The 23,210-nt window shown below is 42.5% G+C and carries 20 protein-coding genes; 17 read left to right on the top strand and 3 right to left on the bottom strand.

Annotated elements, in window-relative coordinates; translation table 11 throughout:
* The first annotated feature begins 113 nt into the window (after window positions 1-113).
* Together B5D59_RS04195 and B5D59_RS04190 are read left to right on the top strand one after the other, a co-directional pair.
* A complete protein-coding gene (locus B5D59_RS04195) occupies window positions 114-470 on the top strand; it encodes a winged helix-turn-helix transcriptional regulator (protein ID WP_078816959.1) in 357 nt (118 codons plus the stop codon).
* Between the two features lie 5 nt (window positions 471-475).
* Window positions 476-1,492, top strand: a complete 1,017-nt coding sequence (locus tag B5D59_RS04190) for an LLM class flavin-dependent oxidoreductase (RefSeq protein WP_176132487.1) — start codon at window positions 476-478, stop codon at window positions 1,490-1,492.
* 62 nt (window positions 1,493-1,554) lie between these two features.
* On the opposite strand, the gene pepF is transcribed toward B5D59_RS04190, so the two are convergent.
* A complete protein-coding gene (pepF, locus tag B5D59_RS04185) occupies window positions 1,555-3,363 on the bottom strand; it encodes an oligoendopeptidase F (protein ID WP_078816957.1) in 1,809 nt (602 codons plus the stop codon).
* A gap of 82 nt (window positions 3,364-3,445) precedes the next feature.
* Complete coding sequence (locus B5D59_RS04180) at window positions 3,446-3,892, bottom strand: hypothetical protein (protein WP_078816956.1); 447 nt, start codon at window positions 3,890-3,892, stop codon at window positions 3,446-3,448.
* A 167-nt stretch (window positions 3,893-4,059) separates the two neighbouring features.
* On the opposite strand from B5D59_RS04180, the gene B5D59_RS04175 reads away from it, so the two are divergent.
* From B5D59_RS04175 to brnQ, 10 genes are all read left to right on the top strand, one after another.
* Window positions 4,060-4,539 carry a PaaI family thioesterase gene (locus tag B5D59_RS04175; RefSeq protein WP_078816955.1) on the top strand — a complete coding sequence of 160 codons (480 nt, stop codon included), beginning with the start codon at window positions 4,060-4,062 and terminating at the stop codon, window positions 4,537-4,539.
* A gap of 30 nt (window positions 4,540-4,569) precedes the next feature.
* A complete protein-coding gene (locus B5D59_RS04170) occupies window positions 4,570-5,784 on the top strand; it encodes an MFS transporter (protein ID WP_078816954.1) in 1,215 nt (404 codons plus the stop codon).
* A gap of 89 nt (window positions 5,785-5,873) precedes the next feature.
* Window positions 5,874-6,800 (top strand): cysteine synthase A, encoded by a 927-nt coding sequence (gene cysK, locus B5D59_RS04165; RefSeq protein WP_078816953.1) that lies wholly within the window; start codon window positions 5,874-5,876, stop codon window positions 6,798-6,800.
* A gap of 239 nt (window positions 6,801-7,039) precedes the next feature.
* Window positions 7,040-7,882 (top strand): ABC transporter ATP-binding protein, encoded by an 843-nt coding sequence (locus B5D59_RS04160; RefSeq protein WP_078816952.1) that lies wholly within the window; start codon window positions 7,040-7,042, stop codon window positions 7,880-7,882.
* A complete protein-coding gene (locus tag B5D59_RS04155) occupies window positions 7,815-8,570 on the top strand; it encodes an ABC transporter permease (protein ID WP_078816951.1) in 756 nt (251 codons plus the stop codon). Before B5D59_RS04160 ends, B5D59_RS04155 begins: the two co-directional genes overlap by 68 nt.
* 29 nt (window positions 8,571-8,599) lie before the next feature.
* Window positions 8,600-9,604 (top strand): aliphatic sulfonate ABC transporter substrate-binding protein, encoded by a 1,005-nt coding sequence (locus tag B5D59_RS04150; protein ID WP_078816950.1) that lies wholly within the window; start codon window positions 8,600-8,602, stop codon window positions 9,602-9,604.
* Between the two features lie 132 nt (window positions 9,605-9,736).
* Window positions 9,737-10,453, top strand: a complete 717-nt coding sequence (locus B5D59_RS04145) for an NAD-dependent deacylase (RefSeq protein WP_078816949.1) — start codon at window positions 9,737-9,739, stop codon at window positions 10,451-10,453.
* A gap of 43 nt (window positions 10,454-10,496) precedes the next feature.
* Entirely contained in the window at window positions 10,497-11,651 is a 1,155-nt protein-coding gene (locus tag B5D59_RS04140; RefSeq protein WP_078816948.1) for an exonuclease SbcCD subunit D, read from the top strand.
* Window positions 11,648-14,722 (top strand): AAA family ATPase, encoded by a 3,075-nt coding sequence (locus B5D59_RS04135; RefSeq protein ID WP_078816947.1) that lies wholly within the window; start codon window positions 11,648-11,650, stop codon window positions 14,720-14,722. Before B5D59_RS04140 ends, B5D59_RS04135 begins: the two co-directional genes overlap by 4 nt.
* Before the next feature lie 236 nt (window positions 14,723-14,958).
* Window positions 14,959-16,302, top strand: coding sequence for a branched-chain amino acid transport system II carrier protein (gene brnQ, locus B5D59_RS04130; RefSeq protein ID WP_078816946.1), 1,344 nt, complete (start codon window positions 14,959-14,961; stop codon window positions 16,300-16,302).
* 82 nt (window positions 16,303-16,384) lie between these two features.
* Here the strand turns inward: brnQ and B5D59_RS04125 are convergent, their stop codons facing one another.
* Window positions 16,385-17,053: a GntR family transcriptional regulator gene (locus B5D59_RS04125; RefSeq protein WP_009497737.1), complete on the bottom strand. Its 669-nt coding sequence runs from the start codon at window positions 17,051-17,053 to the stop codon at window positions 16,385-16,387.
* Window positions 17,054-17,515: 462 nt separating this feature from the next.
* On the opposite strand from B5D59_RS04125, the gene B5D59_RS04120 reads away from it, so the two are divergent.
* The 5 genes from B5D59_RS04120 to B5D59_RS04100 all read left to right on the top strand — a co-directional run bounded on the left by B5D59_RS04120 (window position 17,516) and on the right by B5D59_RS04100 (window position 23,210).
* Window positions 17,516-17,833, top strand: a complete 318-nt coding sequence (locus tag B5D59_RS04120; protein ID WP_009497736.1) for a DUF485 domain-containing protein — start codon at window positions 17,516-17,518, stop codon at window positions 17,831-17,833.
* Between the two features lie 19 nt (window positions 17,834-17,852).
* Window positions 17,853-19,400, top strand: a complete 1,548-nt coding sequence (locus B5D59_RS04115; protein ID WP_176132496.1) for a solute symporter family protein — start codon at window positions 17,853-17,855, stop codon at window positions 19,398-19,400.
* 136 nt (window positions 19,401-19,536) lie between these two features.
* Window positions 19,537-21,465, top strand: coding sequence for a DUF294 nucleotidyltransferase-like domain-containing protein (locus B5D59_RS04110; protein ID WP_078816944.1), 1,929 nt, complete (start codon window positions 19,537-19,539; stop codon window positions 21,463-21,465).
* Between the two features lie 70 nt (window positions 21,466-21,535).
* Window positions 21,536-22,201 carry a 3'-5' exonuclease gene (locus B5D59_RS04105; protein WP_245799441.1) on the top strand — a complete coding sequence of 222 codons (666 nt, stop codon included), beginning with the start codon at window positions 21,536-21,538 and terminating at the stop codon, window positions 22,199-22,201.
* Between the two features lie 283 nt (window positions 22,202-22,484).
* On the top strand, window positions 22,485-23,210 hold the full coding sequence (locus B5D59_RS04100; protein WP_078816942.1) for an SDR family NAD(P)-dependent oxidoreductase: 726 nt from the start codon (window positions 22,485-22,487) through the stop codon (window positions 23,208-23,210).

Genomic DNA, 23,210 nt, shown 5'->3' with positions numbered 1-23,210 from the left:
TCGTATGGTTTTACTTATCGGTAAAAAATTGTTAAGGTTACTATTAGTAAGCTTAATTTGGTTGCTTCTGAAGACCTCGAATATAGTACTAAACGATTGGGGTAGTGCGAATCATGATTAATGAAGAGTTCGTTCAATCGGTAAACCCTAAAGGGCAACAAACATGTGATAGTTTCCATGGAACGATCGAATTTATCGGCAAACGATGGATGGGAATTATTATCTATCAGTTATTGGACGGACCAAAACGATATCACGAGCTGGTGTCTGAAATCGAAGGGATTTCGGATCGTCTTTTAACCGAGCGGTTGCGTGAATTGGAAGCTCATAAATTGGTCGTTAAAAAGAAATCAGATCCAGCAGCCAGGAAAGTTGAATATGAGCTAACGGGTAAAGGTAAAGAATTAGAAAAAATAATTCATGCTATTTTTGAGTGGGTTAAGAAAAATGGCTGTAGTTATAAGGAGTGAATGATGTGATCAGTGAAAAAGCTAAAAGATACAAAGGAATACCATTGTCTATATTGGATTTAGCAATGATTAATGAAGGCAGCGACGCGGGACAGTCTTTCAAGAACAGTGTCGACCTTGCCAAACATGCGGAAGATTGGGGGTTTAACCGCTATTGGCTGGCAGAGCACCATAATATGCCGGGTGTCGCGAGTTCAGCAACGTCAGTCATTATTGGACATGTTGCCGGGGAAACGAAGACGATTCGAGTAGGTTCGGGTGGTATTATGCTGCCTAACCATGCGCCGCTTGTTATTGCCGAGCAGTTCGGAACGCTCGATGCGATGTATCCGGGTCGAATCGATCTGGGCCTCGGGCGTGCGCCGGGCAGTGACCAAGCGACGGCTTATGCACTTCGTCGAACATTGCACAGCAGTGGGGAAGAGTTCCCTCAACAATTGGAGGAATTGCGGTCTTATTTCTCATCTGACTCAACTGCCCGAGTTCGAGCATTTCCTGGAGCAGGGCAGGACATTCCGATCTGGTTGCTTGGTTCAAGCGGTTTCAGCGCACAGTTGGCAGCTCAACTTGGATTGCCGTTTTCTTTTGCTAGCCATTTTGCGCCGGCGTATATGATGCAGGCATTACAGTTGTATCATCAAAATTTCCGCCCTTCTAAAGACCTTCAAAAGCCACATGCAATGTTAGGGGTTAACTTGATTGCGGCAGATACAGATGAAAAAGCACAGTACTTGGCGACCTCGATGCAACAGCAATTTTTGGATATTCGCCAAGGTATCTCGAAACAATTTAGACCGCCGATTGAGGACATCAATGCAACATGGTCACCGTATGAACAGGCTGCGGTCACTCAGCAAGCGGATGCGCCGTCCGTCATTATAGGCGGACCTGAAACCGTACGCCGTCAGCTTGAAGAATTTGCGGAAATGACAAAAGCGGATGAACTCATCATTAGTTCCGGTATATTCTATCACGAGGACCGACTCCGTTCGTATGAAATCTTAAGTGAATTGATGGACTGAAAGATGAAAAGCATCAGCTGTGCAGGGGAATCCTGAACAGCCGATGCTTTTTTACGTTCGTTTTATTGAGCTTCAATTTCTTCTGTCAGCTTCTCTATCTGTTCGATTAAGTCGCCGATGTAAGTAATCGTGTCGCGTAACGGTTTGTCTGTCGTGATGTCAATGCCTGCCATGTTCGCAAGTTCGGCTGGATTTTTGGATCCGCCTGCACGTAGGACATTCAGCCAATCCTTGACAGCTGGGTCGCCTTCTTTTAGAACGCGCTGTGCCATTTCAGTGGAGACTGTCAACCCCGCACTATATGTGTAAGGATATAAGCCCATATAATAATGAGGCTGGCGCATCCATGTTAGTTCGGCTCCTTCATTCAACGTGACAGTATCACCCCAGAATTCTTCCAATACACCGCGTTTTAACTCATTCAATATGGTTGCATTGACATTGCCGCCAGCATCTACCCGTTCATACACTTTACGCTGGAATGCCGCCTCCAATAAATGGGTGACGAAGTTGTGGTAGTATGTCCGAGAAACAATAGAAGAGAGTACCCATCGTTTGAATTTCGGGTCTTCTGAGTTCTTAAGCAAATGGTTGGCCATCAGCATTTCATTCATCGTCGAAGGTGCCTCGATGAAATAAAGGGATGCTTCGTAGTTAAATAAATTCTGCTCCTGGTTGGCATGGTAGAAGTGTCCCGCATGACCGAGTTCGTGTGCCAACACAAAGACGTCTTCCATGCTGCCCGTCCAGGAGATCAGGATAAATGAACCGCCGCGATAAGGGCTTGCACAAAATGCACCCGTTGATTTCCCCTCGTTTTGCGCAAAATCAATCCAGCGCTCCGAGAAAGCCCGGTTTACCATGTCAAGATAGTCTTCGCCCATGACGGCGAGTGCATCGTTCATATAGGTTTTTGATTCTTCAACAGTAATGGAAGGCTCGTATAATGGGTCGATTGGCATTTTGAGATCTGCAAATGTCATCTCTTCCAAACCATAGATTTTCTGAAGAAGTTTCGCATATTTTCGCATATGCGGAGCCAACTCTTCCATAATGACATCGATCTGTCGATTGTACATCGAACGATCCACGTCCTGATCCATCAACAAGTAGTCGATAACGGATTTATAGCCACGTAAATCGGCTGTAGTTTTCTCCATTTGGACATGCATGTCATACGTTTTTGCTGTTGTATGCTGATACTCTCTTAACTTGCCCGAGAAAGTCAGGAATGCGGCGCGTCTTTTGGCAGTATCCGGCTCGGATTCCCAAACACCTTCAAATGAAACATAACTAAGTGGATAATCCACTCCGTTTACAGTGAAATTAGGAAAATTGATATCTGCCATCTTGGTCGTATTGTACAAAGTATATGGCGCTTGGAAAGTCGAAGAGAATGCAGCGAGTGTTTTCTCTACTTCGGGGTGCAGCTGATATGGCTTTTTGCGTATGATCTTCTCGAATGTCACTGCATAATCTTCTGATTGCTCACTTGCCTGCTGTAAAACTTCTTCAGGCAGTTCCGATAGTTCGCTCATGACAAATGAAGTTTGACTGCCAATTTTAGCAGCGATCGATCCGTATTGACTTTCTCTCATTTGTGCCTCATCATCTGTCAAATCGACGCTGGCAGACAACTCTGCATAACTGCCAATCTTGGTCATTTTCTCTTGCAAACTGCGGTATGCATCCAATGCCTTGATTGCTGAAGCTGTGTCTTTAATCGTTCCCTGATAGTGCTTTGCGAATGTGGTGGAATCTGCTTCAGCCTCTTGTAGAGCCTGCTGATAAGCGCTGTCATTTTCAAATAAAGTTTTTAAGTTCCATGTTTCCTCTACTTTAACTTGTTCACGTTTAGGTAAGCTTTTCACTATGTGGATCGCTCCTTTGCTTCGATTATTCGATTTCCGAATTATTTAATAGTATAGTACAGATACTAGCGAGAGTACAAAATTACGGTTTATTGGAAATGATAAATTCCATCAACCAGTCAACTTGTAAAGGTCCGTTGACGACTTCGTAGTATAATTGATCGTTTTGAATCAAAATCCCTTCTTCTATTAAGATTGTCATACGGTTTCCTGAATCATCGTGAAGGTCGATAGTGAAGAGAGGCTGATCGTCAAATAATTGCAAAGTATCCGGATCAACCCGTTCAAACTCATAAGCTTGCAAAAAATGAAGCAGGCGATTGACTTCATCCACTTGATCTACTTTCCATGTGACGGACGGTTGTTCATGTAAGCCGGGTTGTCGGAAGATGATAGAGGAATAGGGCGTTCCATCCTGATCTGCATATAACCATTCAGTGGGCTGGAAAGTAGTTTCCTTGATTGTCTGGACCATCACATAGAAACCTGCTGAAACTAATAAGGCCAGTAAAACAGCACGTATTTTCATTGAAACTCACTCCTTTTACATACTCTGTGTTTCTTCATAGTATATGAATACTTCTATTACTATACGCACTGAATTATAGACTCGGCTGTACCGATATTAATTTACACTCGATATTTCAATATTCGGAATGTATAATAGAGAGAATTCATTTAGAAGGAGGAGCTGTCGTGAAAGAATTTATTACCCATGCAATTCAAGATGAATATCCAGATGATTTTTCGTGGTGCTATGGCTGTGGCCGATTAAATGAAGCAGGTAATCATTTTCGTACTGGATGGGAAGGTGAGGAAACGGTGACGTATACTTTGCCGTCAGAAACCTATACTGCGATCCCGGGATTTGTCTATGGCGGATTTCTGGCGTCGTTCTTGGACTGTCATGGCACGGGCTCTTGCTCGCTTGCGTTGCATCGTAAAAATGGTCACGAACCCGGCGACGGAGCAATTCCACCTCGTTTCGTTACGGCTTCCTTGCAAATTACATACAACAAGCCGACGCCTCAAGGTCAAGTGCTGAAGGCGGTTGGGCAAGTCACGGAAATCCATCCGAAAAAGTGGAAGGTGGATGTGAAAATCTTTGCGGGAGAGGAATTATGCGCCAAAGGAGAAGTAGTCGGTGTCGTGATGCCCTCTACATTTACTGAATAAAACGGCAACTAGATAAGGTGTGAACAGATAATGAAGAATTCTCCACAGGCTGCAACGGCTGCAAATCCTGTATTTCCAATCATGATTGCAATCGGTGTCTGTCATTTATTTAATGATACGTTGCAGGCGGTGATCCCGGCCATGTTGCCGATTCTTGAGAAAGAACATCAGTTTTCGTTCAAGCAATTAGGTTTCATTGTATTTGCGCTGAATATCGTGGCTTCTTTGCTACAGCCGGTCATCGGTTATTTCAGTGATCGCAAGCCGAAGCCTTTCGCTTTGCCGATTGGTATGACGTTTTCGTTAGTCGGGATGGCAGGCCTTGCGCTAGCGCCTAGTTACTGGCTGATTATTGTATCGGTGCTATTTCTAGGTTTTGGGTCAGCGGTATTTCATCCGGAAGGTTCCCGTGTTTCTTTTTTATCTGCCGGTAATAAACGAGGACTTTCGCAATCTATCTTTCAAGTAGGCGGAAACTCAGGCCAAGCGCTTGCCCCGTTAATTAGTGCATTTGTTCTCGTTCCGCTCGGACAGATCGGAGCAGCAGTTTTTGTTTTGGTGGCAGCGGCAGGAATTGCGCTGTTGTACCGTATTTCGGTTTGGTATAAGAAACAGTTAAATGAGGAACGTCTGGGCAAAAGAAAAAAGGCTATTTTGTCCACGATGGAGAATCTGTCGAAAAAACAAATTACCATCGCATTAATTCTTTTAATGATCGTTATTTTCGCCCGATCATTTTACGTGACGAATATTACGAGTTTTTATATCTTTCATTTGATAGATAACTACGGATTGACGATCCAGCATGGCCAGCTCTATATCTTCTTGTTTTTAGCGCTGGGCGCAGTCGGAACGTTTTTTGGCGGACCAGCGGCAGATCGGATCGGACGAAAGAAAGTTATTGTCTTGTCTCTGGTCGTGCCTTTGCCGCTCTGCCTGTTGTTGCCGTACGCTCCGTTATGGGCGGTCATATTGCTTTTGCTTGTCATCGGATTCTTCATTATGCTGAGCTTTTCGGTGACGGTAATCTACGCACAGGAATTGGTGCCGTCCAAAATCGGTACGATGGCAGGTCTTACGGTAGGATTGGCATTCGGAATGGGTGCTATCGGCGCGGTAGCGATTGGTGGTCTGATGGATTCGTTAGGAGTGTATCAAACAATGATTATTACATCGTTCTTACCTTTCATTGGTCTGGTTGGCTTGGGATTGCCGCGTGACCAGAAAGTTCAAGCGATGAATTGAAATAACTTATAATTTATATCAAATTACTATGATTTAAAGCTTTTAGTTTGTTATACTAGGTTCACCATTAAAAAAGAAGGTGAACGAGAATGTTAGTTGTAAATAATATGGCGGAGTTGATTGGAGAAACGCCTTTAGTAAAAGTACGTACGCTAGGAAGCCCGAGTGGTGCTGCTGTTTATGTCAAGCTGGAGTATTTCAATCCGAGCCGCAGTGTCAAAGACCGAGCTGCTTATCAAATGCTTGTGGAAGCAGAGAAAAGCGGAGTCTTGAAGCCTGGCGCTACGATCATTGAGCCGACTTCCGGCAATACTGGAATCGGCTTGGCGATGAATGCGGCGGCGAAAGGTTATCGTGCCATCTTCGTCATGCCCGACAACTCGACGATTGAGCGGATCAATTTGATGAAGGCTTATGGAGCAGAAGTGGTTCTTACACCAAGTTCGGAGCGCATGCCGGGTGCGATTGCAAAAGCGAATGAAATTGCTGCATCGATTGATCACAGTTTCATTCCGATGCAATTCGAGAACGAAGCGAACCCGGACAGCCATCGGCATACAACTGCTATTGAAATTATTGAGTCAATCGCTTCGATCGACCGTAAGCTGACGGCCTTTGTCTGTACTTCCGGTACTGGAGGAACAGTAACAGGTACTGGAGAGGCACTGAAACAGCACGATCCAACAATTACGGTCCATGTAGTGGAGCCTGCCGGATCACCGGTCTTATCGGGTGGTCAGCCGGGAAAACATAAGCTTGTGGGTACGAGTCCTGGTTTTATTCCTCCAGTATTGAACACCGATGTCTATGATGAGATTTTCCGAATCGAAGATGATGATGCCTATACGACAGTTCGGCAATTTGCGAAACAAGAAGGTGTGTTGCTTGGCCCTTCTGGCGGTGCTTCACTCTATGCTGCTTTGCAAGTGGCCAAACGGCTGACACCTGAGGACACGGTTGTCTGTATTGCACCTGACTCCGGTGAACGATATCTATCAAGTGACTTGTTTCACTAACAAAATCTATTTATTAACCTCTTTCTGCATAGCAGAGGAGGTTTTTTGATTTGTGAACAATTTGATTCCACCGTTTTCCTGCAGTTTAAAAAATTAATTGCAACTTTAAAAAAGAATTTTTAAAATAGTGTTGACAAATCCTATAGGAATGGTAGATTATATACATGGTTAAACATATAAAGATAGTAGGAATTAAAAGTTTTAGATAGAAAACAAAATGAGCAATAGGGGGAATCGACATGTATTTATCAATTAAAGGGATTGAAAAGAGCTTTCCCCATAAAGAAAGAGGAACGGTCAAAGTATTGGATAAGATTGACCTTGAGGTGGAGAAAGGTCAGTTCGTCTCGATTGTCGGTCCATCCGGATGTGGAAAATCCACCATGCTGTACTTAATTGCAGGACTTGAAAAAGCGGATCAAGGAACGATCAGCATTAACGGAAAGACAGTGACTGGATCGGGTTCAGACCGCGTTGTCGTCTTTCAGGAAGCGGGATTATTTCCATGGCTGACTGTCCTGGATAATGTGACGTATGGCTTGCTGCTGAAAAAGATACCGAAAAAAGAAGCGGAACAGAAAGCGATTGAGATGCTGAAAATGGTTCATTTAGGAAATTATATTCATTCGTATCCGCATCAGTTGTCGGGGGGGATGAAGCAGCGAGTATCTATAGCACGTGCACTCGTGATGGAGCCTGATATTTTATTGATGGATGAACCGTTCGCAGCACTGGATGAGCAGACGCGCATGGTGTTGCATAAAGAGTTACTGGATATTTGGAGGAAAACAAAAGTCACGATTTTCTTTATTACCCATAACATCCGAGAAGCAGTGCTGCTTTCCCAAAAGATTGTAGTATTCGCTACTCGTCCTGGAAAAATTAAAGCGGTCTTCACATCTAAGGATTCAAAAGATGGCGTTGTACCAAGTGACGTGACACTGCAATTGGAAAAGCAAATTTTAGCAGAACTGCAAGACGAAATAGAGAAGGTGCTGAAGGAGGAGATGGGCGATGACTACAGCTTTAAGACGAATAGCGTTTCTCGGGATGCTAGTGGCGATATGGGAAGTCACATCTAGATTATCGGATTTACCCGATTTCATGTTTCCGAGTTTTACGCAAGTGATGGCAACGTTATTTTCCGGGCTCATATCCGGCCAGATTCTAGTCGCAATTGGAGCTAGTCTAAGTCGCCTGCTCATCGGTTTCACCATTGCATCGATTCTCGGTCTTGTGCTTGGTTATTTGATATGGCGCTATAAATTGGTGGAAGATACGCTTGGTTTTCTTGTGACGGCTTTGCAGTCGATTCCCAGTATCGTCTGGTTTCCATTGGCGATCATTTGGTTTGGTCTAAATGACTTCGCTATTTTATTTATCGTTACATTAGGGGCTACTTGGACAATGATAGTCAATGCGACGAGTGGGTTCAAAAATGTACCCATACTTTACCAACGAGTTGCTAAGTCTCTTGGATCCAGTGGAATTCATTTTTTAAGGACCGTAATCTTGCCAGCGTCCGTTCCGCAGCTGATTTCCGGTTTACGTATTGCCTGGGCTTTCTCATGGCGCGCCCTGATGGCAGGTGAGTTGCTTGGTGCTGGTGTCGGGCTCGGTCAATTGCTGGAAGCAGGCCGTGCGCTCGGTCAGATGGATCTCGTAATTTCGGTCATGATCATCATAGGAGTGATCGGAACGATTATGGATAATGTATTATTCTTACGTTTGGAACGAAACGTAGAACGAAAATGGGGAATTCGGACGTAACGAATCCAATTGGAAAAGGGGAGAATGAGATGAATAAAAAGTTACTGGGTGTGTTGATTTCTATAGTGGCACTCGTTGGGATTTTATCTGGGTGCGGTAAAAAAGATGCAGCAGAAGCTGATAAAAATGAAGTGAAGATAGGCTATTTCCCGAACTTAACACATATTGCAACGATCATTGGTCTGGAAAATAACTACTTTGCAGAAGAATTTGGTGAAGATATCAAAATTTCTACGAAGACAGTGAGCAACGGCGGTCTTTTCATGGAAGCAATGGCTACAAATTCAATCGATATTGGAACTGTTGGTCCGGGACCGGTCATCAACTATTTTGTCAAGGACCCAAAATATCATATCGTTTCAGGTGCGGTGAATGGTGGCGCAGTATTGGTGGCAAGTGGTCATAGCGGCATCGATGAATTGGCGGACTTAGATGGAAAAAAAGTCGCGATTCCTGTTATCGGCAGCACGCAGGACGTCATGTTGCGTAAAGCATTGCAAGACGTAAACTTGAAAGCAAAAACAAATGGCGGAACAGTAGACTTATTCGCAGCTGCTCCTGCAGATACCGCTACATTATTCATACAAAAATCAGTTGATGCCGCGGCGACTCAAGAACCATGGGGCTATATTTTGCAAAACCAAGCAGGCGGAAAACTGTTATTGGATTGGGAAGACTTTGCATGGGGCAAAGAGTCAACAAATACTGTTGTAGCGACAAGCGATGGATTTTTGCAAAATAAAGAGCTTGTGACAGCATATTTAAAAGCCCATGCCAGAGCGGTGCAGTTTGTGCGTGATGAGCCGGAAGAAGCACAAGCACTTGTCGTGAAGCATATTAAAGGGCTGACAGGCAAAGAATTAGACAAAGCAGAGCTTGAAGCGGCATTCAGCCGGATCGAAGTGACGACGGAAGTGAATGAAGACGTCTTACAAGAAATGGCGGATATCAGTCAGGAAGCAGATTATATTAAAACGAATGATATTGACGGTTTGATTGATTTGAATGTGATTAAGGAAATTACCGCCAAATAAAATGAAAGCGAGTGTCCAAAATAGGATGCTCGCTTTTCCTATGTCGTTGGAGTTTTGTCAATCCGGATGAAAACAAAATATGCTACTATAAAGAGAGAACGTAATTTCGCTATTATGAAAGGATGAGAATGTATGCTGGCAGATTTATTGAAGAAATCAAAGAGGACAATCGTCTATACAGGGGCGGGAATGTCGACGGAAAGCGGATTGCCGGATTTTCGTTCGGCCAAAACAGGAATGTGGGAAATGGAAGATCCATCAAAAGTGGCGAGTGTGACCGCTCTCAACGAACAGGTCGAGCAATTTTTCCAATTCTACAAACAACGCGTACTGGCCACGAAGGAAACTGGACCGCACGCCGGACACCGCATCTTGGCGAAGTGGGAACAGCAAGGCTTGATCAGCGGTATCATTACGCAGAACGTCGACGGTTTCCATACAATGGCCGGGTCGAAAAACGTGATGGAGCTGCACGGTACGCTCCGTAAGGTTCATTGTGAAAGCTGCGGAAAAGACTACAGTAATGAACGCTACGCACAGGACGAATTCTACTGCGAATGCGGTGGCAAACTTCGACCATCCGTTGTTCTTTTCGGGGAAATGCTACCTGAGGAAGCTTTTCTCCAGGCTATATTCGAAAGTGAAAAAGCCGATTTATTTATCGTCCTAGGCTCTTCATTAACCGTCTCCCCAGCCAATCAATTCCCGACGATGGCAAAAGAACAAGGTGCAAAAGTAGTCATCGTCAATTTGGAAGCAACTGAAATGGACGACATCGCAGATTTGGTCATCAACGGGCGGAAAATTGGAGAAGTTTTAAAGGAAGCGGATGAGGAATTGTTGCGATAAAAGGTTACTGGCCATTTTTATATACCCCGAGAGGAGAATACATTTGAAAATATTCCACACAGCGGACTGGCATCTTGGCAAACTGGTTCAAGGCGTTTACATGACGGAAGACCAGCGCTTCATCCTGCAAGCCTTTATCGAAGATATCAAACAAGAAAGACCGGACGTCGTCATCATCGCAGGCGACCTATACGACCGTGCCATCCCGCCAACCGAAGCTGTCGGACTGCTAAATGAAGTCCTGCAGGAAATCGTTATAGACTTGCAAACACCGGTCATCGCAATCGCCGGAAACCATGACAGCCCAAGTCGACTTCACTTTGGCAGTTCATTTATGAAAGAACGAGGGCTCTACATAACAGGAGAACTATCTGCCGATTTACCGCCAGTAGTCTTGAAAGATGAATTTGGAGACGTACATTTTCACCTCATACCATACGCTGATCCATCTATTGTTAGAAGCCTATTTGAAGACGACACCATCAGCAGCCACCAACAAGCGATGCAAAAAGTCATCGATCATTTACGATTATCGATGGAACCAAACGCAAGACATATTTTTGTGGGGCACGCATTCATCACACCAATTGGTGAAAAAGAAGAGAATACGAGCGACGCAGAGAGACCCTTATCAATCGGGGGAGCAGAATATGTCTCCTCAAATTTGTTCGAGCCTTTCCATTATACAGCACTTGGGCATTTGCATAGAGCTCATTTTGTTGGGAATGAAACGATTCGGTATTCAGGTTCGCCTTTGAAATATTCCATTTCAGAAGAGAATCATCAAAAAGGCTATCTCATCATTAATCTGCAAAAAGACGGAAAAGTGGATGTGGAGAAACGATCACTGACTCCGCGTCATGACGTCCGGACTGTCGAAGGAACTATGGAAGACTTGCTTGCACACCAGCCGAATGAAGACTATGTTTTTGTGAAGCTATCGGATACTGTGCCGATCATCCAGCCGATGGAAAAAATTCGTTCTGTCTACCCGAATGCTATGCACATCGAAAGAAAGCTCCTCACATCGTCGTCTGAAGGATTAAGTGCTGCAGTAGACGTAAAAAAGCGGGAAGACGATCGTGCGATGTTTTTATCGTTCTACAAAGAGCTGCAAGGTGAAGAAGCTGATGCAGAAACAGCGAAGTTATTTGAAGAAGTTTTATGGGATGTCATGAATGAGGAGGACAGAGCATGAAGCCAATCACATTAAACATGACTGCATTCGGCCCGTATAAAGATACAGAGACCGTAGATTTTCGTGATTTGAAAGAGCATCGCTTATTCGTCATTTCAGGTAAGACAGGTGCAGGAAAAACGACGATATTCGATGGCATTTGTTTTGCACTTTATGGGCTGGCGAGCGGGGAAGACCGAACAGATTCAAAAGCATTACGCAGTCAATTCGCAGATGACTCTGTTCAGACGACGGTGGAATTACTATTTGATATTCATCAACGAAGATACCGTGTTTTGCGGCAGATTCCTTACAGAAAACGAGGCAATAAATCCGAAACATCTGCGCGCTGTGAACTGTATGAGGTGAAGGATGAGCAAAACATTCCTGTAGTCGATCGGCAAATTGTCACTGAAGTGAATGAGAAAATCGAGCAGTTATTAGGATTTACACACGCGCAATTTAGTCAAATCATGATGCTTCCCCAAGGGGAGTTCCGTAAATTCCTTACGTCCGATACAGGAAATAAGGAAGCAATCATGCGCAAGATCTTTAAAACGGAACCTTATCAGAAAATCGTTGACCGGTTAAAGGCGAAAAAAGATGAAGCGAAAATGGAATATCTACGACAGAAACAGCTTAGCGATGCTATTCTACATCAAATTCCAGCGAAATTGCCTGTGCGTGATGCATTGCTCTTCACTGAACTGGAATCGGAGTACCCTAATTTTCATCAGCTAATTTTAGGGTTGCAAGAAGAACAACAGTATTACCAAACACAATCCGTGGAAAAACATGAAGACTATACCCGTTTTTATACCTTCCATAATGATAAACAAAAAGAATTGTACTCTGCTCGCACTACTAATGAACTGTTTGAGAAACTGCAGAAGCGTCAGGAAGATCTTCAGCGATTGTACGCGCAGCAAGATGAAATGACTTCTCTGGAGCAACAATTGCAAGCAGCCGAACGCGCTGCCGGCTTGGAAGATCTGGAACAACAAGTGAAATCGAATAAATTAGAACAGGACAAGAAAGACCGCAGTTATCAAGAAGTGGTTCACTTGCTCGCGAATGCTAATGAACAACTTGCGAATACTAAGGCTTCATATGAACAGGAGAAAGTGAAGGAATCAGACCGGATAGCAGCGAAGGAAGAATTACTAAGATTGAACGGACTTCTTCCGACGGTCACTGGACTGGCGGCTCAGCGTCAGCAGCTTGATCAGCTTCAAAAGAAAACGGACCAGCTTGAGACGCAACTACAGCAAAATTATCAAGCGGTTGAGCAACAGCAAGCCACTATTATTTCCCGGAAAATAGAAATCGAGGAACTGGAAGGTACATTGGAAGATTACGAACTGCATCTGGACGAGCTAGCCGCTTTAACTGCCATTGCGAAACAATTGAAATTCTATCAAGAAAGAGTTCACGAACTTCAGCAGCTTCATCTTCAATATGAAGCTGCTAAAGAAGAATACGAAGAGTATGCCTCGGCTTATCGTTTGCTGGAAGATCGTTGGATTGGTAATCAAGCAGTGCTGCTGGCAGCTTCCTTAAAAGAAGGAGAAGACTGTCCTGTTTGCGGCAGCGCTCACCATCCTGCAAAAGCAACAGGTTCAGAAGAACAGAATGTAACAAAACAGCAATTGGACGAGGCAAAGCAAGAGTTGGCATCGAAGGAGCAAGTCTTTCATACGAAATCTGCTGAAACTCGGCAGCTTCAGCAAAATTTAGAAACAATCAAACACGAACTGGATGAACAGGACGTCGATTTCGGGCGTGATTACAAAGCTGAACAGACGAATCTCGAAAACAAAGTGGCTGTGCTTCGAAAGAATCGAGATGTTTTAAAGCAGAAAAGAGATGCCGAAACTCAAGTTAAAATTGCTATGGACAAACAGATGGCTGAAACCAAAAAAATGGAACAGCAGCGTAATGAAACAAAAAGTGAATTGGAAACGAAGCGAGCCGTGTATGACCATACAATCGCATCTGTCCCTGAAGATGTAAGAGAGTTTGCTGCTTTAAATGAACAGATACGAATGAAAGAAGCCGTTAGTCAGCAGTTAGAAGATGCATGGGGAAAAATTCAAATGCAATTGCAAGAAGCGAATATCTTGCGAACACAAATGGAATCGCGTGAACAGATGGAAAAGCAATCTGTGGCGGAAATGAAGGAGAAATTGAATCGTAGTACGCTAGCATTTAAAAAGCGATTGGCAGAGGAAGGTTTTACGTCGGAGGAAAGTTATCTGAAAGTAAAATTATCCTCGAGCGATCGTCAAGAAATTAGACATCGTTTACAATCGTACAATCAAACGCTCCATACTTTAAGAGCTTCTGTCGATGAACTGAAACAATCGGTTGAAGGCAAAAAACTGATTGATCTCGAGACACTGGAACAGCAAGTAGAATCTTTGAAAGAACAATATGAGAAGGCATTTGCACATTTCAATCAGTCAGAAGGATGGAGAAAGTCTTCAGAAGAATTGTGTGAACAGCTGGAAAGCAGTAAATCACGTGAAGTGGGATTAGAGAAAACACATGGTAAGTACACAGACCTTTACGATATTGTACGTGGTCAAAATCGGTTAAAAATTTCATTCGAACGATATATTCAAATTGAATATTTGGAACGGATTATCCAAGCGGCGAATATCCGTTTACGAGATCTGTCGAATGGGCAGTATGAATTAGTCCGCAGCGATCGTCAGGAAACGAGAGGGAAGCAAAGCGGGCTGGGTATTGATGTCCATGACGCATATACAGGCCAGACGCGAGATGTAAAGACGTTGTCAGGCGGCGAGAAGTTCAATGCGTCTCTTTGTCTGGCACTTGGCATGGCGGATGTTATCCAAAGTTTCCAAGGTGCTGTACGGATGGAGACAATGTTTATAGATGAAGGGTTCGGTGCACTGGATGAGGAAGCCATTCAGAAAGCGATCGATACATTGATCGCTTTGCAGCAATCCGGAAGAATGATTGGAGTTATTTCACATATTGACGAAATGAAAGAAGCGATTCCAGCGACATTGCAAGTTACAAAATTGAAAGAGGGATATAGTAAGACGAAGTTTGTGCTGAGCTAAATAGATGGTGATAAGGAAAGGGTAGAACTGACCGCTTATATGGTCAGTTTTTTTGTTTTGAAAAAGTATATTAAATAGAAGAAGGCAGGTATATCACGGATACAATTAAATAGTCAGTGAGTTAGCAATAAATTCAATAATTAAACGATTTATCACTCTGTTGATTTTCTGGTTTAGGAAGAGTAATATATTGCATACAGAAAAGTACTGTCGTTAGTAGGAGGATTTTTATTCAAATGGAGAAAAAATTATCATTTTCATCAAGTCTCGTTATCGGGGTTATGCTGTTCGCTTTATTTTTTGGGGCAGGCAATTTAATTTTCCCCGCTGAACTTGGTCAGCTTTCAGGAACTCACACATGGAAAGCAATGCTGGGCTTTTTATTTACAGGTGTTGGTTTACCTTTTTTAGGAATATTAGCGATAGGTTTTTCAGGGAAGAAAGATTTACAGGACTTGGCAAGCCGGATTCACCCTATCTACGCGGTACTATTCACTTCAATATTGTACTTAACCATCGGTCCGTTTTTTGCTGCACCACGTACTGGAGCAGTAGCATTTGATATCGGAGTTGCTCCGTTTTTGGGTGGATTTTCTATTGATTTGGCCAGATTGCTATTTACTTTGGCATTTTTCGGCATTAGCATGTGGTTATCAATGAATCCTGCAAAAATCGTTGATAGGGTCGGTAAATATCTATCACCTCTTATCATTATATTGTTGATTGGTTTAATTGCGATGACTCTCATCAAGCCGATGGGAACAATCCAAGCTCCTCAAGATCCATACATAGAGTCTCCGTTCTTTAAAGGTTTCCTCGAAGGATACAATACGATGGATGCATTGGCGTCGCTTGTTTTTGGAATTATTGTGATTAAAGCGTTGCATGCGATGGGTATAACGAATAAAAAACAAATTCTGACTTCCACTATGATGACCGGCTTTGTGGCAGCTGGATTTTTGGCTATTATTTATCTCGGTATCGCTTACCTTGGTGCTACGTCGGTCGAATTATTCGGCCAACTGAATGGGGGAGGACCGGTCTTGAGTCAGACGGCGTCTCATTTCTTCGGTTCGATTGGTCTGGTGTTGCTCGGTGTAGTAATCATGCTTGCATGTTTGACTACAGCGATCGGATTAATAACAGCATGTGGTGAATACTTTCATTCAATTATCCCGGCGATTAGCTATAAATCATTTGTGATTTTCTTTTCGACATTTTGTTTAGTCGTTGCGAATTTTGGTTTAGAAAACATTATCAATTACTCACTACCTGTGCTCGTATTGCTTTACCCACTGGCTATGGTACTGATCTTGCTGACTTTTACAGGGCCTTTATTCCGACAAGCCAAGATAGTATACCGGATCGCCACAGTTACAGCTTTTCTGGTCAGCTTTGTGGAAGCGCTCGTGAAATTCTATTCACTGGTTGAGAAACAGATGCCTAAGTGGCTAGAAGTAATTAATGATGCGTATATAAAATACATCCCATATTATGAGCAGGGGATTGGTTGGCTAGTGCCCGTATTGATCGTAGCGGTCATTACCGGGACTATGGTCTTTATTACCAACAAAAAATAATAAAATTAAAACAGGATCCGAACTTACCTCGGGTCCTGTTTTTTGAAGAACTAAAAAATATTTGATTGGAAATAGTATTACTTTATGAATTGACTCTCTTAACAGAATGAAACTCTTCGATTGCGCGTAGCCAATTTTCTCGCATAACTTTTGTTACTTGTTCTCCGTCTCGTGCACTCATCAGATCTATTATTTGTTCGTGTTCCGTAATTGATTGGGAAGTTAATATGATGGAGTTATGGAAAAATAGTCTTCGTACATGGGCCTGTAAGGAGACGAGCATTGAAGAAATATATGGGTTTTCAGCCGTATCCACAATGATTTGATGGAATTTTTCATCGATTTTCAATGCCTGAAAATAATCTTCCTTTTCTACTGCCCGTGCAAAACGTTTATTCGTATCCCGCAGTTTCTTAATGATATTGTCAGTGAGATTCGGTATCGAAAGTTCAGCTGATAAAGCTTGTAAAGCAGCGAGCGGAGGCAATAAGTCTGAGATGGTCTCGCGATCTACCTCGGTTACTTGCGTCGCTTTTCCAGGAAACATTTGTACGAATCCCCGGACCTCTAAAAGTTGCAGTGATTCACGGATCGGCGTACGGCTGACACCGAGTGCTTCTGCAAGTTCAACATCATTCAGTTTTTCACCGGGCTGGAGAGTTCCATCGATAATCCACTTTTGTAATTGACTAAAAGCGTTTTCCTTTGCTGTCTTACGGATAGGTTGTTCATGATTAGTTGGTATAGGCAATTTCTCACACCATCTTTCTCTTTTTTCAGTCTATTTTGACGAATCGCAATCTAAATGGAGATGATATACAATATACTACATCTTTTAGCTGTTATTTAACAGAGAAAACTTGTTAAGGTTGAATAAAATCGAAAAAAGGGCACGTTTATTTAGAAAACTTAAAAAATAGCGAGTAATAAAAAATGTTCTTGTAACTTTCACTTGCATTTGATAGATTAATGAGTATATTAACTTGCTTATCTCAGTAGATTTAATTTTACAAATCTTCGAAAAAAGGTATTGCAAATTAAGTAAATGTTTGGTATTGTTTACATGTGTACTATAACAAATAACCTGTTTATTCCGCTGTGACATATTAACTAGACAGGCTAATGATGAAAGCGGTTTCAGAGGAACGGAGGAGATTGGTTAAATCGCTTCACTTTGCTAGATAAAATAGAAAAATAGAAAGGGGATTAACAAATGAGTAATCAATCGAAAACTACATTAGACTATGAGCGACTTGTCCAAACTGAAGACTTTAAAGGTTTGGTGAGAAGGAAAAAGAACTTTGCAACTCCTTATGTCGTAGCCTTCTTTGCAGCGACCTTCCTTCTTCCACTCTTAACTGGTTATACTACGATCCTAGAAACAAGAGCAATAGGCTATATGACATGGACATGGGTGTATGCGTTTTCTATGTTTTTCATGGTATGGATATTCACATCTATTTATATGACAAAAGCGAAACACTTTGACGTTGAAGTAGATAAGATAATAGAGAAAAACGTCTTAAAATAAGGGGGTTCTGTTGATGAAAATGGATTTTATTTCTGCACTAATATTCTTCTCAGTCATTGCACTGACACTTTTTATTACATGGTGGGCGGCAAAGCAAACGACCACAGCGAGTGACTTTTACACAGCCGGCGGATCATTGACTGGTTGGCAAAATGGTATGGCAATTGCCGGTGACTACTTATCAGCAGCCTCTTTCCTTGGTATCGCGGGTGCGATTTCACTTAACGGCTTCGATGGCTTCTACTATAGTATTGGTTGGCTGACAGCCTACCTAGTTGTACTATTTCTAATCGCAGAACCACTACGAAACTTAGGTAAGTTTACAATGGCCGATATGATCGGTGCTCGCTTCGGTGCTAAAAAAGTTCGTGGAGCGGCTGCATTAAATACAATTACAATTGTTATGTTTTACATGCTTGCACAATTAGTTGGTGCTGGAGCTCTTATTAAATTACTTTTTGGTATCCCATATGCGGGATCAGTTCTACTTGTTGGAACGATGATGTTGATTTACGTTTTATTCGGCGGAATGACTGCAACAAGCTGGGTACAGATTGTTAAAGCGATGCTACTAATGGCAGGTACAATTATTATCTCGTTCCTTGTACTTATGAAGTTCAACTTCAACTTCATTGGTATGTTTGATGCAATGAGAAATGCAACGCCTCATGGGGAAGCATTCCTTCACTCAGGGGTTGTCTATAAGGATACAATCGGTCTAATATCTGTATTAATGGCCCTTGTTTTAGGTACAGCGGGTCTTCCGCATATCCTTATGCGTTTCTTTACAGTTAAAGATGCGAAAACAGCGCGTTCTTCTGTTATTTATTCAGTTTGGATTATCGGTCTTTTCTATATACTTACAATTTTCCTTGGCTTCGGAGCTGCCAAGTTCGTTGGGGCAGATGCGATCATCGCGGAAAATGCCGCCGGAAATATGGCAGCGCCTATGCTCGCCGGAGTTCTTGGTGGTAATGCCCTTGAATCCTTTGTTGCAGCAGTTGCGTTTGCAACAATTCTAGCGGTAGTTGCAGGTCTCGTTCTTTCAGGTGCATCTGCAATCGCTCATGATCTGTATGGTCAAATTTTCAAAAATGGTAAAGTGACAGAGAAAGAGCAAGTTAACGCTGCGCGTTGGGCTTCCATCGCGATCGGTGTATTCTCTATCATTCTAGCACTAGGCGCTGAAAAACTGAATGTTGCATTCTTAGTATCACTGGCATTCTGTATAGCGGCCTCTGCCAACGTGCCGACAATTCTTTTGACAATCTATTGGAAGCGTTTTAATACAACGGGTGCTGTTGTATCCATGTTATCAGGGCTTATCGTAGCATTGGTACTTGTGGCAATGAGCCCGAGTGTTTGGAATCCGGTTGAGGGAGCTGCATTGTTTACAGGAGAGCCAATCTTCCCGTATCCACTTCCTACAATTTTCTCTGTTCCAGCAGGTTTCATTGGTGCGTGGCTAGGTACAGTTCTAAGTGCAAAGCGTCACGAAGAGCTCGAAACTTCGTACGCCGAAGTACGCTTCAAAGCAGAAACTGGCTACAGAGAGCTTGATAATTAATTATTTGTAAGATAGTTTTAAGAAATGCTTCCCCTTCTACTAGTTACTCAGAAGGGGAGGCTATTTTTATGTACTGTCAGGGAACCCCGAATAATAAATTGTTCATGAACCGTTAATTTGTGAAGGAGGTTTTGGAGTGCTGCAGACGATAAAAGATCGTGCGTTATATGAAAAAATTCATCAGAGCCCATTATTTGAAAACACAACAGAAGAAGAATTCGACAAGTTATTGCTAGAGTGTAAACTAAAAATATATGAAAATGCCGAGAAAGAGAACTACTTTAAAACACCACAAGAAGGACTATTGATCATTTTGCAAGGAACTGCAGAAGTTCATATTGAAGGACAAGATGGAAGCTCTGTCCTGTTGGAAGTGATTCAAGAAGACGAGATTATCGGTTTTTCTAATTTTGCTTACTACTTAGGTGAAATGGCTCGACCGCTGGATAAACATCATATTGATATGGAAGTGAAGGAAAATGCAATTTGTCTTCAGATTCCGTATGAAGTAATAAAGCAGCGAATGGATGATCAGAACGTACGTGATTTCGTTCTGCGTAAGATGTCATTGCGTCTAGCCAACGTATATACCTCCCTAGGAGAGCAGGTTCGTTTAGCTGATGAGTATGGTGAAAGTGAGCCTTATGTGCGCCGTGTACAGGACTTCATGAGCAGTCCTGTCATTACGATTGGTGCTGATGCAAGAACGAAGGAAATTGCGGAGTTGATGATTAATAACTCCATCAGCTCAATTATTGTGGTAGATCAAATAGGCAAACTCATCGGCATCGTTACTGAAAAAGATCTAGTGGAACGGGTAATAGCGGGTGGAGGCTCTCCGATGGATCTAGCAGCCAAAGATATTATGACGAAGAAACCTCACACTGTTCGTTTGACAGATTATTATTATGAGGCATTGACAAAGTTCTACAAACACGGAATCAAGCATTTGCCGGTTGTGAAAGCTGGAAAGCCTGTAGGAATCGTTACGTTTGCTACGTTAATCATGAAACGTGACCGTAATTCCATGAATATTTTGCGTACGATTGAAGAATCTTCATTTGAAAATTTGCCAATCGTGAAAGCGGCGATTTATGATGTTCTTTCGAATTTGATTCACGATGAAATTTCTACCATTCATACTTTAGAAATCATCACGAAATTCTATGATCGTTTAGCTAAACATTGTGTAATGCTAGCTGTTAAATCACTGGAAGACCAGGGGAAAGGTTCACCGCCAGTGCCGTTTGCTTGGTATCAAATGGGGAGCGGGGCACGGGGAGAACAGTTCATGCTCACCGATCAGGATCATTTTTTAGTATATGAAGATGTTTCTTCAACTGAAGCACAGCGAGTCGAAAGTTATTTTGAAATTCTAGGGAATGAGATTGTCGTTCATTTGGAACAAGCCGGGTATACTAGATGTAAAGGGTTTATGATGGCGAGCGAGACTCAATGGCGCGGTACGATGAATGATTGGAGAGAGCGTCTGCGAAAATGGGCTTTGCAGTCGACGCCTGAACAAATTTTATTGGGTTATAACTTTCTATCATTCCGTTTCCTATATGGAGAGTCATCGGTGAATGACCGTTTTGTTCTAATGGTGAAAGAACAATTGAGGAAGTCTTCCACGTTCATCTATTACATGGCTCAGCAGGAGAGAGAAAAACCGATTCCTCAGCTCCATCAGAATTTCCTGACGATTTTTAAAGGGCGCAGCATGGCAGATATTATTGATATTAAAAAGCATGCGTTGTTTCCTCTGCATCATTGTTTGCAGATTTTAGGTGTCAACAACGGTATCATTAACGCGACGCCTTTAGAAATTATTTCAGCTTTGCATAAAAAGAAAAAAATCACAAAAGATTTTGCAGAAGAAGTGCGCCATGCTTATGAAATTTCATTGAGCATTCGTATTTCGATGTCATGGGAAAAACATTTACGAAATGAGAAAATCTCCACAGAAATTGATTTGCGAAAGTTACGCCGTTGGGAACTGAATGAATTACGAACCACCTTAGATACTGTAAGAGCTCTTCAATCGCACTTATTATCAAAATTATAAGATGATTTAGATGAAGATCCCTGTACTAAACACGTGCGTAATGTACTATATAGGGAGGGGAGGCAAGATCATGTTCTGGAAAAAGAAAAAATTAACCTATGAGCTACAGCAATCTCTTCACTTAAACACGCCTTTACAAGATATGAGCTTTACAGTATTCGACACCGAAACAACTGGCTTTGCGATAGGAGCAGACGACAGGATGATAGAAATCGGCGCGGTTCAAGTGGAGGGGTTTCATGTGACGGATCGAGTATTTCAAACATTCGTCAATCCTTCAAGAGAGATTCCGACTGCAATCAAAAAATTAACCAATATACAGCAAGCACAAGTGGATGAAGCTCCTTTGCCTTTACCGGCCATTGAAAAATATTTCACATTCATCGAAAAGAATAAAAGTGGTGGCTGGGTAGGTCACCATGTTAGTTTTGATGAAATGGTCATAAAAAAAGAATTAAGCAGACAGAAATGTACCTTTGAAACGCCTACTTCGTTCGATACGATGCATCTCATCCGCTTTTTAGATCCAGCAAGCGAGCAGCAAGATTTGGAAGATTATGCGCGGATTTTTGGTACGGAAATTTTTGAACGGCATCGCGCACTAGGCGATGCCTTAACGACAGCGCATGTGTTCACTGAATTGCTAAAGAAACTCGACCGTCAAGGAATTAAGACACTTGCTGATTTATTGCGCATTAAAAATGGTGGAGCGCATAAGTTTGTATCACATACTTAATCCCTATCGAATAGCCCGCATTCAAGTGAACCTTGGATGACGGGCTGTTTTTGCCAGTCAGTTCATTGTGCTATAGTGAACATACAATTAGTTAGTTGAATTAATTAAGGGGCGTGACAGAATGAATAAACGTCAGCTGATTTTACTAATCCTCATCATCGCAGCTGTTTTACTCTATTGTTGGATTCTGTTTTTTGAACTGCCCGATAAAACTTTATAAGGGCAAATTGAAGAGTATCGCACATTGATCTGCAGAGAAACAATTTGGAAGGAGGTAGAAAAAATGGAAATTATCATTATTACGGGTGCATCAAAAGGAATTGGACAAGAACTGTATAAACAATTTACTGAATCCGGTGCAATGGTTTACGGTCTAGCACGCACGAATCCAGACCGCTTGCAACGTATGGAGGAAGTGGATATTACGGATTTTGGGAAAACGTCAAACATAGTGAAAACAATCATCCATCGCCATATGGACGAGGCTAAATCTTTCACCTTAATCAATAACGCGGGTGTGATCGATCCGATTGATATGGTTGGTTCATTGGATTCGGAAGAAATTGAGAAAGCAGTGAAAGTAAATCTGACTGCTCCTATTCATTTGATCAATACATTTATCGCCACTTTAGTAGATTTTTCGGGAGAGAAAAAGGTCTTGAATATTTCATCCGGCGCTGGTCGCAATGCTTATGAAGGGTGGAGCATTTATTGCACAACGAAAGCGGGGCTTGATCACTTCTCGCGAGTCGTTGCATTAGAACAACAGCAGTCAGAGAACCCAGTAGGTATTGTATCGATCGCGCCTGGAATTATTGATACGGGCATGCAAGAGACCATCCGATCTTCTTCAGAAGAACAATTTCCTCATTTAGAGAAATTCATTGCGTATAAAGAACAAGGACAACTAAGTTCTGCGGCAGAGACTGCGAGTAAATTATTGAAGTTTATTAACAAAACGAATTTCATTGAAACAGAAACAATTGCAGATATTCGTCACTTCAGCTAA

It is taken from the genome of Sporosarcina newyorkensis, from assembly GCF_900167515.1.
Lineage (GTDB): Bacteria > Bacillota > Bacilli > Bacillales_A > Planococcaceae > Sporosarcina > Sporosarcina newyorkensis.
The sequence above is the reverse complement of the archived record's forward strand: the minus strand, read 5'-3'. Positions and strand labels throughout refer to the sequence as shown.

What these genes read in the sequence shown, in the direction of transcription:
- B5D59_RS04180 (WP_078816956.1), bottom strand. Translation starts at nt 3,892, where the DNA reads ATGAAAATACGTGCTGTTTTACTGGCCTTATTAGTTTCAGCAGGTTTC.
- B5D59_RS04150 (WP_078816950.1), top strand. Translation starts at nt 8,600, where the DNA reads ATGAATAAAAAGTTACTGGGTGTGTTGATTTCTATAGTGGCACTCGTT.
- B5D59_RS04120 (WP_009497736.1), top strand. Translation starts at nt 17,516, where the DNA reads ATGAGTAATCAATCGAAAACTACATTAGACTATGAGCGACTTGTCCAA.
- B5D59_RS04145 (WP_078816949.1), top strand. Translation starts at nt 9,737, where the DNA reads ATGCTGGCAGATTTATTGAAGAAATCAAAGAGGACAATCGTCTATACA.
- B5D59_RS04155 (WP_078816951.1), top strand. Translation starts at nt 7,815, where the DNA reads ATGACTACAGCTTTAAGACGAATAGCGTTTCTCGGGATGCTAGTGGCG.
- B5D59_RS04195 (WP_078816959.1), top strand. Translation starts at nt 114, where the DNA reads ATGATTAATGAAGAGTTCGTTCAATCGGTAAACCCTAAAGGGCAACAA.
- B5D59_RS04115 (WP_176132496.1), top strand. Translation starts at nt 17,853, where the DNA reads ATGGATTTTATTTCTGCACTAATATTCTTCTCAGTCATTGCACTGACA.
- B5D59_RS04105 (WP_245799441.1), top strand. Translation starts at nt 21,536, where the DNA reads ATGTTCTGGAAAAAGAAAAAATTAACCTATGAGCTACAGCAATCTCTT.
- B5D59_RS04170 (WP_078816954.1), top strand. Translation starts at nt 4,570, where the DNA reads ATGAAGAATTCTCCACAGGCTGCAACGGCTGCAAATCCTGTATTTCCA.
- cysK (WP_078816953.1), top strand. Translation starts at nt 5,874, where the DNA reads ATGTTAGTTGTAAATAATATGGCGGAGTTGATTGGAGAAACGCCTTTA.
- brnQ (WP_078816946.1), top strand. Translation starts at nt 14,959, where the DNA reads ATGGAGAAAAAATTATCATTTTCATCAAGTCTCGTTATCGGGGTTATG.
- B5D59_RS04135 (WP_078816947.1), top strand. Translation starts at nt 11,648, where the DNA reads ATGAAGCCAATCACATTAAACATGACTGCATTCGGCCCGTATAAAGAT.
- B5D59_RS04100 (WP_078816942.1), top strand. Translation starts at nt 22,485, where the DNA reads ATGGAAATTATCATTATTACGGGTGCATCAAAAGGAATTGGACAAGAA.
- B5D59_RS04160 (WP_078816952.1), top strand. Translation starts at nt 7,040, where the DNA reads ATGTATTTATCAATTAAAGGGATTGAAAAGAGCTTTCCCCATAAAGAA.